Annotated in this window: 15 protein-coding genes; 8 read left to right on the top strand and 7 right to left on the bottom strand. The window is 68.4% G+C overall.

What is annotated here, in order from left to right; genetic code table 11:
• Positions 1-101 precede the first annotated feature (101 nt).
• The 3 genes from bluB to DPV74_RS02425 form a co-directional block, all read right to left on the bottom strand.
• Positions 102-860, bottom strand: coding sequence for a 5,6-dimethylbenzimidazole synthase (gene bluB / locus DPV74_RS02435; protein WP_059698914.1), 759 nt, complete (start codon positions 858-860; stop codon positions 102-104).
• Between the two features lie 179 nt (positions 861-1039).
• Positions 1040-2038: a 2-hydroxyacid dehydrogenase gene (locus DPV74_RS02430; protein WP_048023666.1), complete on the bottom strand. Its 999-nt coding sequence runs from the start codon at positions 2036-2038 to the stop codon at positions 1040-1042.
• Positions 2039-2068: 30 nt separating this feature from the next.
• Positions 2069-3052 (bottom strand): LysR family transcriptional regulator, encoded by a 984-nt coding sequence (locus tag DPV74_RS02425; RefSeq protein WP_059497303.1) that lies wholly within the window; start codon positions 3050-3052, stop codon positions 2069-2071.
• Positions 3053-3807: 755 nt separating this feature from the next.
• Between DPV74_RS02425 and DPV74_RS02420 the strand changes: the two genes are divergently transcribed.
• A complete protein-coding gene (locus DPV74_RS02420) occupies positions 3808-5019 on the top strand; it encodes an alanine--glyoxylate aminotransferase family protein (protein ID WP_027788247.1) in 1212 nt (403 codons plus the stop codon).
• 18 nt (positions 5020-5037) lie between these two features.
• Here the strand turns inward: DPV74_RS02420 and DPV74_RS02415 are convergent, their stop codons facing one another.
• Positions 5038-5973 carry an AraC family transcriptional regulator gene (locus tag DPV74_RS02415; protein WP_060193534.1) on the bottom strand — a complete coding sequence of 312 codons (936 nt, stop codon included), beginning with the start codon at positions 5971-5973 and terminating at the stop codon, positions 5038-5040.
• A 137-nt stretch (positions 5974-6110) separates the two neighbouring features.
• Here DPV74_RS02415 and DPV74_RS02410 point away from each other — a divergent pair, with 137 nt between their 5' ends.
• The 3 genes from DPV74_RS02410 to DPV74_RS02400 all read left to right on the top strand — a co-directional run bounded on the left by DPV74_RS02410 (position 6111) and on the right by DPV74_RS02400 (position 8392).
• Positions 6111-7001, top strand: a complete 891-nt coding sequence (locus DPV74_RS02410) for a DMT family transporter (protein WP_027788245.1) — start codon at positions 6111-6113, stop codon at positions 6999-7001.
• Between the two features lie 113 nt (positions 7002-7114).
• The gene (locus DPV74_RS02405) at positions 7115-7786 is read left to right on the top strand and encodes a hypothetical protein (RefSeq protein ID WP_119336431.1); all 672 of its coding nucleotides are present in this window, start codon (positions 7115-7117) and stop codon (positions 7784-7786) included.
• A 9-nt stretch (positions 7787-7795) separates the two neighbouring features.
• Positions 7796-8392, top strand: coding sequence for an RES family NAD+ phosphorylase (locus tag DPV74_RS02400; protein ID WP_060174623.1), 597 nt, complete (start codon positions 7796-7798; stop codon positions 8390-8392).
• 96 nt (positions 8393-8488) lie between these two features.
• On the opposite strand, the gene DPV74_RS02395 is transcribed toward DPV74_RS02400, so the two are convergent.
• Entirely contained in the window at positions 8489-9703 is a 1215-nt protein-coding gene (locus DPV74_RS02395; protein WP_059698925.1) for an MFS transporter, read from the bottom strand.
• Positions 9704-10051: 348 nt separating this feature from the next.
• On the opposite strand from DPV74_RS02395, the gene xdhA reads away from it, so the two are divergent.
• From xdhA to DPV74_RS02375, 4 genes are all read left to right on the top strand, one after another.
• Positions 10052-11596 (top strand): xanthine dehydrogenase small subunit, encoded by a 1545-nt coding sequence (gene xdhA / locus DPV74_RS02390; RefSeq protein WP_060193530.1) that lies wholly within the window; start codon positions 10052-10054, stop codon positions 11594-11596.
• A gap of 18 nt (positions 11597-11614) precedes the next feature.
• Positions 11615-13978: a xanthine dehydrogenase molybdopterin binding subunit gene (xdhB, locus tag DPV74_RS02385; RefSeq protein ID WP_027788240.1), complete on the top strand. Its 2364-nt coding sequence runs from the start codon at positions 11615-11617 to the stop codon at positions 13976-13978.
• 84 nt (positions 13979-14062) lie between these two features.
• Entirely contained in the window at positions 14063-14680 is a 618-nt protein-coding gene (gene xdhC, locus DPV74_RS02380) for a xanthine dehydrogenase accessory protein XdhC (protein ID WP_091921236.1), read from the top strand.
• A gap of 88 nt (positions 14681-14768) precedes the next feature.
• Positions 14769-15170 (top strand): nuclear transport factor 2 family protein, encoded by a 402-nt coding sequence (locus DPV74_RS02375; RefSeq protein ID WP_060313812.1) that lies wholly within the window; start codon positions 14769-14771, stop codon positions 15168-15170.
• Positions 15171-15218: 48 nt separating this feature from the next.
• Here the strand turns inward: DPV74_RS02375 and DPV74_RS02370 are convergent, their stop codons facing one another.
• Both DPV74_RS02370 and DPV74_RS02365 read right to left on the bottom strand, forming a co-directional pair.
• Complete coding sequence (locus tag DPV74_RS02370; RefSeq protein WP_021157131.1) at positions 15219-16166, bottom strand: LysR family transcriptional regulator; 948 nt, start codon at positions 16164-16166, stop codon at positions 15219-15221.
• Between the two features lie 68 nt (positions 16167-16234).
• Complete coding sequence (locus DPV74_RS02365) at positions 16235-16873, bottom strand: DsbA family protein (RefSeq protein ID WP_060193526.1); 639 nt, start codon at positions 16871-16873, stop codon at positions 16235-16237.
• Between the last annotated feature and the right edge of the window lie 51 nt (positions 16874-16924).

Here is a 16924-nt window from a genome sequence, read left to right as displayed (position 1 = left end):
TGCGACGAGGCTGCGCGCGTGAAGCCCACAGTGTGGGATTCAACAGGGCTTGCCGCGGTGAATGTGCCGGTGCCGGGACGATGCCGGCGACCGCGTACACGTCAGGCGATGCGTTCGGGGGAGCCGTCGACGCTCGTGGTCGATGCGCCGGGTGTGCTTGCCGAGTCGGGGGCCGCTGTCGCGTCCGCGCGCGACGAAGGCGCGCCGGCGGCATCGATCGGGGCCGGATCGTCCCAGCCGTTTTCGAACAGGCACGCTTCGATCGGCATCCGTGCGGCCCAACGCTCCTGCTCGAGCATCGGCTTCGCATAGAACGCGTCGACGTGCCCGACGCACAGCACGGCGATCGGCTTCGCGCCGTCGGGCATGCGCAGCAGCGCGCGCAGCGCGTCGACGTCGAACAGCGAGACCCAGCCCATCCCGAGCCCTTCGGCGCGGGCCGCGAGCCACATGTTCTGGATCGCGCACGCGGCGGACGCGAGATCCATTTCCGGCAGCGTGCGGCGGCCGAACACGTGACGCTCGCGGCCGTCGGCGAGCGCGACGATCAGCAACTCGCCGCATTCGCGCACGCCTTCGACTTTCAGCCGCATGAATTCGTCCTGGCGCTCGCCGAGTGCGTCGGCGGTCGCGCGGCGCTCGGCCTCGACCAGCGCGTGGATCGCGGTGCGCAGCGCGGGATCGGTGATGCGAATGAAGCGCCACGGCTGCATGAAGCCGACGCTCGGCGCGTGATGCGCCGCGCGCAGCAGGCGCGCGAGCACGGCGGGATCGACGGGCGCCGGCGTGAAGTGGCGCATGTCGCGCCGTTCGAAAATGGCGCGGTAGACGGCGGCGATGTCGGAGTCGTCGAAACGCATGAGCGGGAAGGGCGGGATAACGTCGGCGCAACGATAGCAGACGGCGCACCGGAATCGTTACATCAGTCGAAACAAAGCGCGAAATTGTTGATGAAACGCGCTTCGTTTGCGGCGACGGCCACAAGCAAACGATTGCGGTGGCGCCGGCAACCGTCAAATGAGCCGTTTTCGTCGGTTTGTCAGCGATTCGCGGTCACGACGTTCTGCGGCGTGCCCGCATGCCACGCCTCGATGTTCAGCAGCGTCGTGTGCGCGATCTCGGCCAGCGCTTCGCGCGTGAAGAACGCCTGGTGGGACGTGACGATCACGTTGGGGAACGTCAGCAGGCGGGCGAGCACGTCGTCCTGCAGCGGCAGGTCGGAGTGATCCTCGAAGAAGAGCCCGCTTTCCTCTTCGTACACGTCGAGCCCGAGGTGGCCGAGCTGGCCGCTCTTGAGCGCATCGACCAGCGCCTGCGCATCGACGAGGCCGCCGCGCCCGGTGTTGATCAGCATCGCGCCATGCTTCATCCGCGCGAGCGTCCGTTCGTTGATCAGGTGGTGCGTCGACGGCAGCAGCGGGCAGTGCAGGCTGACGATGTCGGCGTGGTGCAGCAGCTCGTCGAGCTCGACATAACGCGCGCCGAACGCGATCAGTTCGTCGTTGTACGGCGGCACCGAATGCGCGAGCACATGCATCCCGAAGCCCATCATGATCTTCGCGAACACGCTGCCGATGATGCCGGTACCGATCACGCCGACGGTCTTGCCGTGCAAGTCGAAGCCGAGCAGGCCGTTCAGCGAGAAGTCGCCTTCGCGGGTGCGCGCGACCGCGCGCGGCAGGCGGCGGTTGAGCGCGAGGATCAGCGCGACCGCGTGCTCGGCCACCGCGTGCGGCGAATAGGCGGGCACGCGCACGACCGTGATGCCGAGCCGCTCGGCGGCGGCCAGGTCGACATGGTTGAAGCCCGCCGAGCGCAGCGCGATCAGGCGCGTGCCGCCGTCGGCCAGCCGTGCGAGCACGGCCGCGTCGACGGTGTCGTTGACGAACGGGCAGACGACCTCATAACCGTGCGCGAGGATCGCGGTTTCCGCGTCGAGGTGCGACGGCTGGAAGTGCAGCCGATAGCCGAACTGCCGGTTGGCGGCAGCGAACGAATCGTCGTCGTACTGCCGGCTGCTGAACAGGATCACGCGCACGCTGCACCTCCGAAGGCTGACGCGCGCAGTTTACTGCAGGCCCGTGACGATGTCGGAGCGGTCGGGCCCGCGCGGCGGCCGCAGGAAGCCGTAGTCGGTTCGTTCGCGGGCCGGCTGCGCACTGAAGTGGTCGAGCGCGTGCTCGACGAAGCTGCGCGTGCGGGCCGGTACGTACTGGCGGTTCGGGTAGACGAGCGACAGCTGCGTGTCGGGATCGTCGATCCGGTAGCCGGCCATCAACCGCACGAGCGTGCCGCTCGCGAGCGCGTCGGCGACGCACGGCTCGGGCAGCACCGCGATGCCGGCGCCGGCCACGGCGGCCGCCTGGACGAGCGCGAGCTGGTTGACCGTGCAGGTCGGGCGCACCGTGACGGAATGCGCGATGCCGTCGTGGCCGACCAGTTGCCACGCGGGCGCATGCTGGTGCGATGCGAGCGTGACCCAGTCGTGGCCCGGCAGGTCGTCGGGCAAGCGCGGCTCGCCGCGTCGCTCGAGATAGGCCGGTGCCGCGCACGCGACGAACGGGTTCGGCGCGAGCGCGTGGCCGATCAGCGTCGGGTTGCCGTCGAGCCGGTTGCCCGTGACGATGCCGACGTCGTAACCCGAATCGAGCACGTCGAGCGGCCCCTCGGAGACGGTCAGCTGCACGCGCAACTCGGGGTAGCGGTGCCGGAAGCTGCTGACGAGCGGCGTCAGTGCAAGCGGCGACAGCAGGCCCGACGCGACGACGCGCAGCGTGCCGGCCGGTTCGCGCACGGCATGCGCGACGGACGATTCGAGGTGGTCGAATTCCTCGAGCAGCGCACGGCACCCGTCGAGGTAGCGCACGCCGGCCTCGGTAAGCGACAGGTTGCGCGTGGTGCGGTGGATCAGCCGTGTGTTCAGGTGGCCCTCGAGCATCGCGATCGAACGCGTGACGAGTGCATTGGACACGCCGAGATGGTGCGCCGCGCGCCGGAAGCTCTGCTGCTCGGCGACGCAGACGAATACACGCATGGTCTGAATCTGGTTCATGGCTTGCGTATTTCTGGCCCGGTTGATTGATTATGGTTGATGCTTTTCGCCGCGCAACCTCGAAAGCGTATCGCGCGGCACCCAGTTTTCCTTCGTATCGAAAAATCGTTTTTTTCGATTCCGCAGACGATTGTTCAATACAGAAGCGATATCCGTCAACCTGAGAAAAGGGGCGGGTTGCGGAAAATCGAAATAGGGAGTAACGCGTTAAACGCGGTGCTGTATCGATGCCTGCCGTTCAAAGACGGCAGGGTATTAGAGTAAGCGCGGTTGTTCGAGTATTTCCTATGTTAATCAATGGGTTGATGGCTATTCTGGCACGCTTGTTCCGGTATTGATGGAAAGCGTGCCCCAATACATGCAGAAGTAATGGATGTTTTTTGGGGCCGCACGTCTGTTTTGCGTGCAGGATTCCGTGAGGCGATTTTTAGGGCGGATTCGGTCTATTTTTTTGATACAGAAGTCGCGTTGAACCGGCGGTTTCGACGATTCGTTGTGTTATTGACGGAGAAAATCGAGCGCCTGGCGTACGAATGGAACCGTTTCACAACCCGGCCCGCAATCGTTTCTCATTTCGAATGGCTGGCGTGCGGCACGCGCACGGCTGGCTGGCCCGGTCCGGCGACCGGGCCAGCGTTGCGCTGTCCGGCCGTGCGTGCCTCTTGCGCGAGGCGGCGGAACACGGAATGATCGATCAGTTCGCCATGCTGCGCGGCGGGCGTCCGTGCACTTCCTTTCCTCACCTTTTACCTGCCATGTCCATCGATTACTCGCCGATTCCCTGTCCCGTCGTCGTGCCGCTCGACGCGATCCTGCCCGAAGAACCGCTGCTGATGATGGGGGCCGGCCCGGTTCCGATCCCGGCCGCCGTCGCGAAGGCGAACACGATCGTGATCAACCACCTCGGCGCGACGATGGCGAAGATCATCGAGCAGGTGAAGGAGATGGCGCGCTACGTGTTCCAGACCCGCACGAAGTGGGTGCTCGGCGTCGCGGGCCCCGGTTCGGCCGCGATGGAAATGGCGATCTCGAACCTCGCGTGGCGCGGTACCCGCGTGCTGTCGATCCGCAATGGCTTCTTCAGCGCGCGGATGGCCGAGATGGCCACGCGCGTCGGCGCCGACGTCGCGACGCTCGAAGTGGCCGATCGCGCGGTCGCGAGCCTCGACGAGATCGCGGACGCGATCGCGCGCGAGCGGCCCGAGATCGTCACGATCGTGCAGGGCGAGACGTCGAACACCGTGTGGAACCGCGACCTGCGCGACATCGCGGCGCTCGCGAAGGCGGCCGGTGCGCTGGTCGTGGTCGACGCGGTGTGCACGCTGTCGACGATGCCGCTCGAGATGGACGCGTGGGGCATCGACGCGGTGATCACCGGCGGCCAGAAAGGGCTGTCGTCGATCCCGGGCGTGTCGCTGATCGCGTTCTCCGACGCCGCGTGGAACCGGATGAAGCAGCGCCCCGAACCGAACGCGCACTGGTGCCTCGACATGGCGCTCGCGGAGAATTTCTGGCACAACGCGGGCTATCACTACACGGCGCCCGTGTCGGGCGTGCTCGCGCTGCACGAAGCGCTGCGGCTCGTCTGCGCGGAGACGCTCGAAAGCCGCTTCGCGCGCCACCTGCGCTGCTCGCTCGCGCTGCAGGCGGGCGTCGAGTCGATGGGGCTCAAGCTCTATGCGCCGAAGGATTGCCGGCTGAACTCGGTTGTCGGGATCGAGACGCCGGAAGGGCTGACGCCGGGGATGGTCTGCGGCCACATCTCGAAGCAGTACCAGGTCGAGATCTCGGGCTCGTTCGGGTTGCCGATCGTGCGGATCGGACAGATGGGCGAGCAGTGCCGTGAGCACAACCTGTTCCGTACGCTGCATGCGTTCGGCCGCACGATGGTCGACCTGAAGGTGCCGGTCGACCTGCCGGCCGGCGTCGCGGCGCTCGAACAGGAACTGTCGCGACGCGGCGCGTAAGCCGCGCCGGGGCCGCGCTCAGCGGCCCTGCATCGCACGCCGGTAGGTAATCGGCGTCGTACCGTGAGCGTCGCGGAAGCGATGGCTGAAGTGGCCGGCGTTCGCATAGCCGCAGTCGGCCGCGATCTGTGCGAGCGGCAGCGACGTCGTGCGCAACAGCTCGCGCGCCCGCGCCAGCCGTTGCTCGGCCACCCACGCGTGCGGCGCCCGGCCGAACGACAACCGGAACATCCGCGAGAAGTGGTACTCGGACAGCGCGGCGACGTCGGCGAGTTCGCCGAGCGTCAGCGGTTGCGTCAGGTACGTGTCGATGTAGTCGCGCACACGGCGCCGCACGGCCGGCGCGAGCCCGCCGCGGAACGACGTGTCGGTGCGGGTCGTGCTCTGCCCGCGCAGCAGCAGGCTCAGCACCTCGTGCGCGGTCTCGTTCACGCGCAGCCGCTCGTCGGCATCGTCCCAGCCGTCCAGCGCGAGCGAGCGCAGCAGGGAGGCGACGCGCGCATCCTCGAAGTAAGTGCGGTCGGCGAGCTTCAGCTCGCGCGGCTCGCGGTCGAGTTCGCGGATCGCGCGCTGCGTGAAGTGCTCGGGCAGGAAATACAGGTGGATGAAGTGCATCTCGCCGCGCACCCACCAGCGCGATTCGTGGTCGCCCGGCAGCGCGCACAGCAGGCTCGGCGCGCCGTAGCGCGGCACGCGTTGGCGTTCCGTCTGGTAGCCGCCGTCGAGGTAGCACGACAGCGTGTGGTGGCCCGGCTGCTCGTAGATCGTCTCGCTTTCGTCGGTGATCCGCGTCCATTCGGCGATCGCGAGATGGTCGCCGAGCCACGCGAAGCGCTCGAGCGTCGCGTTCGCGTCGGCGAGCGTGCGGCAGACCGACTGCAGGCCGAACGGCAGATCGCCGCCGGCCAGGGCGGCGGGGTGGTCGATGGGGGGCGCGGAAAGGGTGAGGCTCATGATGGGCCGAGTATAAGCGGGCGGGCGGCGCCGCGGGCGGCGGCCCGAAAAAGACCGCAATTCCGGACAATCGGCGCGCGCCGGGCGGCGGCATAGTCGGAGTCCCGTTTCACCCGCTTTTTTGGATCGTTGCCGCCATGAACCTGTCGCTTTATTTCGTCACCGTGCTGATCTGGGGCACCACCTGGATCGCGATCAAGTGGCAGCTCGGCTCCGTGCCGCCGCCCGTGTCGATCGCCTGGCGCTTCTGGCTCGCGGCCGCCGTGCTGTTCGCGCTGCTGCGCGTGATGCGCCGGCCGGTGCGCCCGCCGCGCGAAGCGTGGCGTTTCCTGCTGGCGCAGGGCTTCGCGCTGTTCTGCCTGAACTTCCTGTGCTTCTACTACGCGGAACAGGTCGTACCGAGCGGCCTTGTCGCGGTGATCTTCTCGACCGCGCCGCTGTTGAATTCGATCAACGGCCGGCTGTTCATGGGCCGCCCGCTGCGGCCGTCGGCGATCGCCGGCGCGCTGCTCGGCCTGACCGGCATCGCATGCCTGTTCTGGCAGCAGATGGCCGGCCATCTCGACGACCACGCGACCTGGACGGGGCTCGCGATCGCGCTGGCGGGCACGATGTGCTTCTCGGCCGGCAACCTGCTGTCGAGCCGGATGCAGTCGATGGGGCTGCACCCGCTCGCGACCAACGGCTGGGCGATGCTGATCGGCGCGGCGATCCTGACCGTCGGCAGCGCAGCGGCCGGCTTGCCGTTCACGCTCGACACGAGCCCGCGTTATCTCGGCGCGCTCGTCTACCTGGCCGTGCCGGGCTCGGTGATCGGTTTCACCGCCTATCTGACCCTCGTCGGCCGGATCGGGCCGGAGCGTGCTGCGTACTGCACGGTGCTGTTCCCGATCGTCGCGCTGGCAGTGTCGACGGTGTTCGAGGGTTACCAGTGGTCGCCGCTCGCGGTGGTCGGGCTGCTGCTGGTGGTGGCCGGCAACCTGGTTGCGTTCGACCTGACGCGGAGGCTGTTTCCGAGGACGGCGTGACGGATGAGGGGGCTGCCCGATGTCGCCTGCCCGGTCGTCAGTTCGGTTGTCATGGTTGACTTGGTTTCGAATCGAGCCTACTCTCGAGCTTCCGGTCGTGCAAGGAGGTAGCGATGGTCAGGCAGGCTCATGCGCTTGAAGGCGCGGCTGCGGTTCTCGATGTCGAGACCGAGGAGGCGCTGCGCAGCGCCGTCGGCGCCGCGACCATGCTCGGGCCCGATCGGGCCCGGGCGCTGCTCAGGCTGTCGGACGAACAGCTGGGGCACTTGTTCAAGGTCGGCATCGCCCAGGTCATCGATCTGGCCGGCACGATCACGTTCGGCATCGCTGCCGCCGCGACCCGCGACAGGCAACCGTCCGTTCGCAGGAAACCGCCTGCGAGGCCGGTGGCCCGCGCGGATGCCGCGGCCGCCGATTTCGAGCAGCGTGCGTTGGCCGAACGGCGGGCGCTCGTCGCGAAGGGCGCGCTGCTGCCGGCCGCGGAGATCTGGGCGGGGCTCGGCATGACACGGCAGGCGCTCAGCAAGGCGGTCGCGTCGGGGCGCATCTTCGCGGTCGACGTGGGGGCGGCGCAGTACTACCCGGCCTTTTATCTGACGGGCGATATCGATCGCAAGACGCTCGGAAAGGTGACGCAATGCCTGGGCGGGTTGCCGGGGTGGAGCAAATGGCAATTCTTCACGACGCCCAAGGCGTCCCTCGGCAACGTCACGCCGCTGAAGGCGCTGTCGCAGGGGAAGCTTGCCGAGGTCGAGCGTGCCGCGGCGGCGTTCGCGGAACGCTAGGAGGCGCGGTTGACGTTGAGGCCGCCGAGCGAACACTTCGCGAATGCGACGCTGGTTACGCGAACGATTCCGCCGGCGGCGCTGGTGCGCGTTTCCCGGTACGAGACGGGCGAGCCGTACTTCGGCAAGTCGGGCGGCAACCGTTTCGACGACCCGCGCAAGCGGCGCCGGTATGGCACCAGCTATTTCGGTTTCGACCTGCACTGTGCGTTCGCCGAGACGGTGCTGCACGACGAAGTCGCCGATCTCGCCGTTGGCGGCTTTCCGCTCGTGACGACGGAGCTTGAGCGGTTCGTGCTGTCGTTTACCGGCTCGCCGCTGACGGTGGCCGTCCTGCACGGCTTGCCGCTGAAAAACCTTGGCGGCGACGGCGCGCTGTCGACCGTCGTACCGTACGACATCCCGCAGCAATGGTCGCTCGCCGTGCACGGGCATGGCCGCCGGGTCGACGGTTTTCTGTATATGTCACGCCATCTCAACACGTCGGAAGCGCTCGTGCTTTTCGATCGTGCCGAACCGAAGCTCATGCTCGAGCGCGCCGTGCCGTTCCGGCGCCACGTCGACGCTGCCCGCGTGCTGCGGGACTTCAACATACTGCCGCGTTAAGTCACGTCAAGCCGTGTCTCGCCGGACGCCGACGAATGGCCCCGCGCGGCCTTCCGTCGGAACGAGGGCTCGCGCGGTATCCCGCGGCCCGGGCGCTCATGCCGCCGCGCCGCTCTCCGCAACCCGCGCCTGCCGCTGGTACAGCACCATCGACAGCGCGACGCCCGCGGCGGCGGCCACCGCCGCGAACAGGAATACCTGCGGATAACCGAACGCGCCCGCGACATAGCCGGCGAGCGGGCCCGTGATGCCGAGCGACAGGTCGAGGAACACCGAGTACGCGGACAGCGCCGCGCCGCGGCTCGCGGGCGGCACGAGCGCGACGGCCTCGACGCCGAGTGCCGGGAAGATCAGCGCGAAGCCGAAGCCCGTCAGCGCGGCGCCGACGAGCGCGACGTGCGGCACCGGCGCGAGCCACAGCAGCACGAGGCCCGAGCATTCGAACGCGAACGACACGATCGCGACGCGGAAGCCGCCGTACGTCTTGATCGTGTTCGCGAACAGCAGGCGCGCGCCGATGAACAGCGTGCCGAACACGGTCAGCGACAGTGCGGCGTTCGGCCAGTGGCGCGCCGCGTAGTACAGCGTGACGAAGGTGGCGATCGAGCCGAAGCCTGCCGAGCCGAGCGCGAGGCCGAGGCCGTGCGGCAGCACGCGCGTGAACACGCTCGCATACGACATCCGCTCGCCGTGCACGAGCGGCACGGAATCGATCAGGCGCGCGAGATAGAAGCCGGTCGCGGCGAGCGCGATCACGATCACGCCGATCAGCGCCGGATTCAGCGTATGCGCGATCGCGACGCCGACCGGCGCGCCGAGCGCGAGTGCGCCGTAGGTGGCGATTCCGTTCCAAGAGATGACCTTCGCGTTGTGCGTGACGCCGACCCGGCCGATGCCCCACAGGATCGCGCCGGTGCCGCACAGGCTCTCGCCGACGCCGAGCACGAGCCGGCTCGCGACCAGCAGCACGAGGCTCGCGACCGGCCAGTGCGCGAGCAGCAGCGCGACGAGCAGCAGCACGCCCGACACCCCGCAGCCGACCAGCCCGCGCAGCACCGTCTGCTTCGGCCCGAGCGTATCGGCGAAGCGCCCGGCGAGCGGCCGCGATGCGAGCGTCGCGAAATACTGGACGCTGATCGCGCCGCCCGCGACGATCGCGGAAAAACCGAGGTCGTCATGGACGAAGCCCGGCAGCACCGCGAGCGGCAGGCCGATGGTCAGGTAGCAGATGAACGTGAAGCAGACGACGGACACGATTTGCAGCGTGACCGCGAACCCGCTGCGCGGCGGTGTGGCGGAATCGGTTGACATGGGGTCGGAACGAATGAACGAAGCGAACGGAAGACGGCGAAAAAGGGAATCGGGATTTTCCCATGGAACCGGTTTTCACGCAGGTACCATTTAGTTAATCGCGCCCCGTTTTTGACGATGGCGGACGGTGTCGAAGGCGTCGGGAGCGGGGGCAGGGCACCGTGCGGAAAGGGCGGCGGGCGGCCCCGGCGTTCCCCGGCGTTCATATCGCGGCAGTTATATGGGCCCCATGCGTGATGGGCTATGGGTTGCGAAATTTGATGGTGATAGCGTGCAAACTGTCAGAAAAACGTCGGTCGAGCGCACTGCGCAGGCCGCCTTGCCCCCCATTTGAAGAACCCTCGAGACATGAGTGAGCCGATCCGCTTCTACCATCGTCACGCGATTCGCGAAGTCAGCGGCGCGGACGTCACCCGCACCGTGCTGCAATACCTGCGCGAGGACGCGCATTGCACCGGCACCAAGGAAGGCTGCGCGGAAGGCGACTGCGGCGCATGCACGGTCGTCGTCGGCGAGCTGACCGACACCGGCGCGGTCGAGTTCAAGGCCGTCAACGCATGCATCCAGTTCCTGCCGACGCTCGACGGCAAGGCGCTGCTGACGGTCGAGGACCTGCGTCAGCCGGACGGCGCGCTGCATCCGGTGCAGCAGGCGATGGTCGACTGCCACGGTTCGCAATGCGGGTTCTGCACGCCGGGCTTCGTGATGTCGATGTGGGCACTGTACGAGAAGCACGGCCACGAAGGTTGCGGCAGCGCGTGCGCGAAGGCGAAGGACGTACCGACGCGCACCGAGATCGCCGATGCGCTGACCGGCAACCTGTGCCGCTGCACCGGCTACCGGCCGATCGTCGACGCAGCCGTGCAGATGTTCGATGGGCCGGCGCCGTCGGCACCGGTCGACACGGCCGCGCTGGCCCGCACGCTCGCGTCGCTCAAGCGCGACGACACGTTCGACTACACGACGCTCGACGGCGCGCGCTTCGCGGCGCCGCGCACGCTCGATGCGCTGGCCGCGCTGAAGGTCGAGCGGCCCGACGCGCGCATTCTGGCGGGCAGCACCGACATCGGCTTGTGGGTCACGAAGCAGATGCGCCGGCTCGACGACCTGATCTACGTCGGCCAGATCGCCGAATTGCAGCGCGTCGTGCACGGCGACGACTGGATCGAGATCGGTGCGGGCGTGACGGTCGAGAACGGGTATGCGGCGCTGGCCGGCACGTATCCGGAGCTGACCGAAATGTGGAAGCGCTTCGCGTCGCTGCCGATCCGCAACGCCGGCACGATCGGCGGCAACGTCGCGAACGGCTCGCCGATCGGCGATTCGATGCCGGGCCTGATCGCGCTCGGCGCGCGCGTGGTGCTGCGCGGCGGCGACACGGTGCGCGAGCTGCCGCTCGAGGCGCTGTACACGGGCTACCAGCAGAAGGACATGGCACCGCACGAATTCGTCGTCGGCCTGAAGGTGCCGACCCGCACCGGCGCGCGCGCGAAGCTGCAGTTCCGCACGTACAAGCTGTCGAAGCGGTTCGACTCCGACATCTCGGCCGTGTGCGCGGCGTTCGCGTTCATCGCGGACGGCGACACGATCCGCGAGCCGCGCATCGCGTTCGGCGGGATGGCCGCGACGCCGAAGCGCGCGACGCACACGGAAAGCCTGCTCGACGGCGCGCAATGGCACGAAGCCACCGCGCAGGCCGCGATGCAGGCGCTCGAGCGCGACTACCAGCCGCTGTCCGACATGCGCGCGACGAGCACGTATCGCCTCGATACCGCGAAGAACCTGATGTACCGATTCTGGCTGGAGACGCGCCCGCACGACCCGCTGCCGCCGCAAGCCCTGAATGTGCGTGAAGTGGCCGCAGAAACCGGCACCGACGCGGCGCGCGTCTGAAGACGGAGAACCCCGAACATGAACCAGCAAGCAGAACCGTTCCTGAACACCCTCGATCCGCAAGCCGACGCCGCGCAGGTCCACGTCTCGCGCGCGCACGAATCCGCGCACCTGCACGTCAGCGGACGTGCCACCTACACCGACGACATCCCGATCGTCGCGGGCACGCTGCACGCGGCGCTCGGCCTGTCGGCGAAGCCGCACGCGAAGATCGTGTCGATGAACTTCGACGCGGTGCGCGCGACGCCGGGTGTGGTCGCCGTGTTCACGGCCGACGACATCCCGGGCGTCAACGATTGCGGCCCGATCATCCACGACGACCCGGTGCTCGCGAAGGGCATCGTGCAGTTCGTCGGCCAGCCGATGTTCATCGTCGTCGCGACGTCGCACGAAACCGCGCGGCTCGCCGCGCGCCGCGCACAGGTCGACTACGAGGAGTTGCCGGCGATTCTCACCGCGCAGGAAGCGCGCGCGGCCGAAACCTACGTGATCCCACCGCTGAAGCTCGCGCGCGGCGACGCGGCCGCACGGCTCGCCGTCGCGCCGCACCGCGAGTCGGGCGAAATGCTGCTCGGCGGCCAGGAGCAGTTCTACCTCGAAGGGCAGATCGCGTACGCGGTGCCGAAGGACGACGACGGGATGCACGTGTACTGCTCGACGCAGCACCCGAGCGAGATGCAGCACCTCGTCGCGCACGTGCTCGGCGTCGCGTCGCACAACGTGCTCGTCGAGTGCCGCCGGATGGGCGGCGGGTTCGGCGGCAAGGAATCGCAGTCGGGCCTGTTCGCGTGCTGCGCGGCGCTCGCCGCGTGGAAGCTGCTGTGCCCGGTGAAGCTGCGTCCGGATCGCGACGACGACATGATGATCACCGGCAAGCGCCACGACTTCCATTACCGCTTCGACGTCGGCTACGACGACGACGGCCGCATCGATGGCGTCGCGCTCGACATGACGTCGCGCTGCGGCTTCTCGGCCGACCTGTCGGGCCCGGTGATGACGCGCGCGGTATGCCATTTCGACAACGCGTACTGGCTCGGCGACGTGAACATCGCCGGTTACTGCGGCAAGACCAACACGCAGTCGAACACCGCGTTCCGCGGCTTCGGCGGCCCGCAGGGCGCGTTCGCGATCGAGTACATCCTCGACGACATCGCGCGTTCGCTCGACCGCGATCCGCTCGACGTGCGCTACGCGAACCTTTACGGCAAGACCGAACGCAACGTGACGCCGTACGGGCAGACGGTCGAGGACAACGTGCTGCAGGAACTGCTCGGCGAACTCGAGGCGACGAGCGACTACCGCGCGCGGCGCGCGGGCGTGCGCGAATTCAACGCGCGCAACACGGTGCTGAAGAAGGGCATCGCGCTCACGCCGGTGAAGTTCGGTATCGCGTTCAACGTCACGCACTTCAACCAGGCCGGCGCGCTGGTGCACATCTATACCGACGGCTCGGTGCTCGTGAACCACGGCGGCACGGAGATGGGGCAGGGGCTCAACACGAAGGTCGCGCAGGTCGTCGCGCACGAGCTCGGCATCCGCTTCGGCCGGGTCCGCGTGACGGCGACCGACACCAGCAAGGTCGCGAACACGTCCGCGACGGCCGCCTCCACGGGCTCGGACCTGAACGGCAAGGCCGCGCAGGATGCGGCGCGCCAGCTGCGCGAGCGGCTCGCGGTGTTCGCGGCGAAGCAGTTCGGCGACGGCAAGGTCGATGCGGCCGACGTGAAGTTCGGCAACGACTTCGTGTGGGTCGGCGGCAACGGCGTGCCGTTCGGCGACGTGGTCGCGAAGGCGTACCTCGCGCGCGTGCAGCTGTGGTCCGACGGCTTCTACGCGACGCCGAAGCTGTACTGGGATCAGTCGAAGCTGCAGGGCCGGCCGTTCTACTACTACTCGTACGGCGCGGCCGTGTCGGAAGTCGTGATCGACACGCTGACGGGCGAGATGCGCACGCTGCGCGTCGATGCGCTGCACGACGTGGGCGCATCGCTGAACCCGGCGCTCGACATCGGCCAGGTCGAAGGCGCGTTCATCCAGGGGATGGGCTGGCTGACGACCGAGGAGCTGTGGTGGAACAAGGGCGGCAAGCTGATGACGCATGCGCCGTCGACGTACAAGATCCCGACGGTGAACGACACGCCGCCCGAGTTCAACGTGCAGCTGTTCAAGAACCGCAACGTCGAGGACAGCATCCACCGCTCGAAGGCCGTCGGCGAGCCGCCGCTGCTGCTGCCGTTCTCGGTGTTCTTCGCGGTGCGCGACGCGGTGGCCGCGGTCGGCGACTACCAGGTGAACCCGCCGCTCGACGCGCCGGCCACCGGCGAGTCGATCCTGCGCGCGGTCAGCGCGGTGCGTGCGGCGCGCGCCGGTCAGGCAGGCTGAGATGAAACGGCTCCCACGCTCGCTTCGTTCGCTGCTTCCGATGGGGGCGGTCAGCCTCCCTGGGGCGGCCCGGCGGAGGCTGACATGAACGGCGCCGCACGCTCGCTTCGCACCGCGCCGCCCCCGGCGTTCGCGCAGGGCACCGGCCAGCGCAACCGCGCGAGCGGCACGCCGGCGCCGATGCACATCGTGCTGTTCGGCGCCGGGCACGTCGGTCACGCGCTCGTCACGCTGCTCGGCGCGCTGCCGTGCGTCGTGCAGTGGGTCGACACGCGCGACGAGCTGTTCCCGGACGAATGTCCGCCGAACGTGCAGCCGGAGCCGACCGACACGCCGGAGGCCGTCGTCGACGCGGCGCCGCCCGGCGCATATTTCCTCGTGATGACGCACAACCACGCGCTCGACTTCTCGCTCGCCGCGCAGATCATGCGGCGGCGCGACTATGCGTACTTCGGGATGATCGGCTCGCGCACCAAGCGCGTGAAGTTCGAGCGCCGCCTTGCCGCGCGCGGCGTCGATCCGGCGCGGCTCGTCGAGATGGTGTGCCCGATCGGCGTCGCGGGCATCGTCGACAAGACGCCGGGCGCGATCGCGGTGGCCGTGTGCGCGGAGCTGCTGCAGGCGCGCTCGGGCATGCCGGTGGCGGACGTGAAGGCCGCCGCGGCGGGGCGTGCGCGCGACGACGTGTCCTGCGCGCGGTAGCACCGCGCGGCCAGCGCATGGCCGCGCGTTTTTGCATACACTGCACGACGACGCGCGGCACCGGGCCGCGCCTTACCGTGCACGCACCATGTCCGATCACCAGGTTTATCTCGACACGCTCGATGCGAGCCTCGTCGCCATCGAGCGCTGGCTGTCCGGCGTCGATACCGCGCCCGGGGCGCTCGACGCGCTGCTCGCTTCGTTCTCCGCCGATTTCACGATGATCCTGACCGACGGCCGCGAGGTCGACCACGACGGTACGCGCGCGCTGTTCGCGAAGCTCGCCGGCGCGAAGCCGGGGCTGCGCATCACGCTGTCGGACATCCGCGTGCTCGCCGCCGACGCGTCGCATGCGACGCTTACCTATCTCGAAGCGCAGCACGCGGCCTCGGGCGAGCTGCCCGCGCGCCGCGCGACCGCCGTGTTCGAACGCGACGCGGCGGGCGTCGTGCGCTGGGCCCATCTGCAGGAAACCTTCTGTACGGCCTGAACGGTTGAATGGCCTGAGCGGCCGCGCTGCGGCTGCGACGCTTGCGGCTCAGCGCTTGCGGCCGCGGGCGACCGTCAGCTCGTCGGACACGCTCTGCATCAGCGCGCACAGCCACGCGATGTCGGTCGGCCGGTCGGGTTGCGGATGCGTGAGCAGGTAGCTCTTGATGCGCGGAAACGGCACCGGCGGCGTGACGACGACGAGCGGCAGCAACTGCGCGTAATGCGTCGCGAAGCGGCGCGTCGTCGTGAAGATCAGGTCCGATTGCAGCAGCACCTGCGGCACGATCCCGAAGTACGGAAGCGTCGTCACGATGCGCCGCGTGAGGTGCGCGCGGGCAAGGCCGATCTCGATCGCGTTGCGCTTGTCGCCGGTGTACGGCGTCGGCGCGACGTGCGCGGCCGACGCGTACGCTTCGCGCGTGAGCGGCCCGCGCGCGAGCGGGTGCGCATCGCGCATCAGGCACACGATCGTGTCGGAGAACAGGTCCTGGCGTGCGAACTGCGGGTCGGGCTTCGGCCAGTTGCCGATCACGAGATCGAGCGCGCCGGATTCGAGCGCGCCCGCGTGATCGAGCGCGGGATTCAGCGAATCGATTTCCAGGTGCGCATGCGGCGCCGCGTCGCGAAAGCGCTCGATCAGCGTCGGCATGAAGAAATCGTTCAGGTAATCCGGCGCGGCGACGCGGAACGTGCGCCGTGCGGACGACGGATCGAAGTCGCCGTGCGGCGTCGCGATGAAATCGACCTCGCGCAGCGCGCGCTGCGCGGCCTCGAGCAGCGACGCGCCGTATTCGGTCGGCACCATGCCGGATTTGCCGCGCACGAGGATCGGGTCGTTCAGCGTCTCGCGCAGCTTGCGCAGCGCGGTGCTGATCGCGGGCTGGGTCTGGTTCAGCCGCAGCGCGGCCTGCGTGACGCTGCGCTCGAGCAGCAGCGTGCGCAGCACACGCACGAGCCAGATATCGAGCGAGGCGGTACGGTCGTCGTCTTCCATCGGTGGGGGTGATTCGGGTGACGCGTAACGTTACCGTAATCGCGCGTTGCCGTGCGTGATACCGGCCATCACGCGCGGCCCTTCGGCAGCGCGCTGATCCGCTTGACCTCGCGCGATTCGAGCCAGTTCGGCGTGCGCGCGCAGTACAGCACCATCGGCAGCGCATCCTCGCCCCAGAACAGCTGCTGGTTCATCCAGAACGTCGGCACGCCGAACACCCCGAGCGCGATCGCGTCGGCGTTGTTGCGTGCCAGTTGCGCGGCGGTCTCCTCGAATTCGATCAGCTCGTCGCCGTGGCTGACGCCGACCCGCTCGCACAATGCCGCGAACCCTTCCGGCGTCGACGGATCGTTGCCGTCGCGCCAGATGAAGCGGAACATCTCCAGCACGGTCGCGATGTCGGCGCGCAGCGCGATCGCGAGGCGCAGCACCTTGTCGGACTCGAACGGGTGCGCGGGCGGCATCTTGAAGCGGATGCCGAGCTGCTCGGCGCGGAACAGCGCGTGACGGTACGTGAACACGCGCTTGGCCGGCACGTCGGCGCTGGGGCGCTGCCCCCAGTGCCGCTGCAGGTCGGGCAGCGACACGGCGACGGGTTCGAACGGCACGTCCGGCCACTTGTCGTGCTGTTCGAGGAGCAGGTAGGAGAACGGCGACACGAAGTCGAAGAACCAGGCGGGCTGGGCGATATCGAGGCCGGTTGTCATGTCGATCTCCAGTGGATGGGGCGTGCGGCGTCTGGCGGCGGCCTCCATGTT

Source organism: Burkholderia sp. HAN2018 (assembly GCF_024704855.1).
Taxonomy (GTDB): Bacteria; Pseudomonadota; Gammaproteobacteria; order Burkholderiales; family Burkholderiaceae; genus Burkholderia; species Burkholderia cepacia.
The sequence above is the reverse complement of the archived record's forward strand: the minus strand, read 5'-3'. Positions and strand labels throughout refer to the sequence as shown.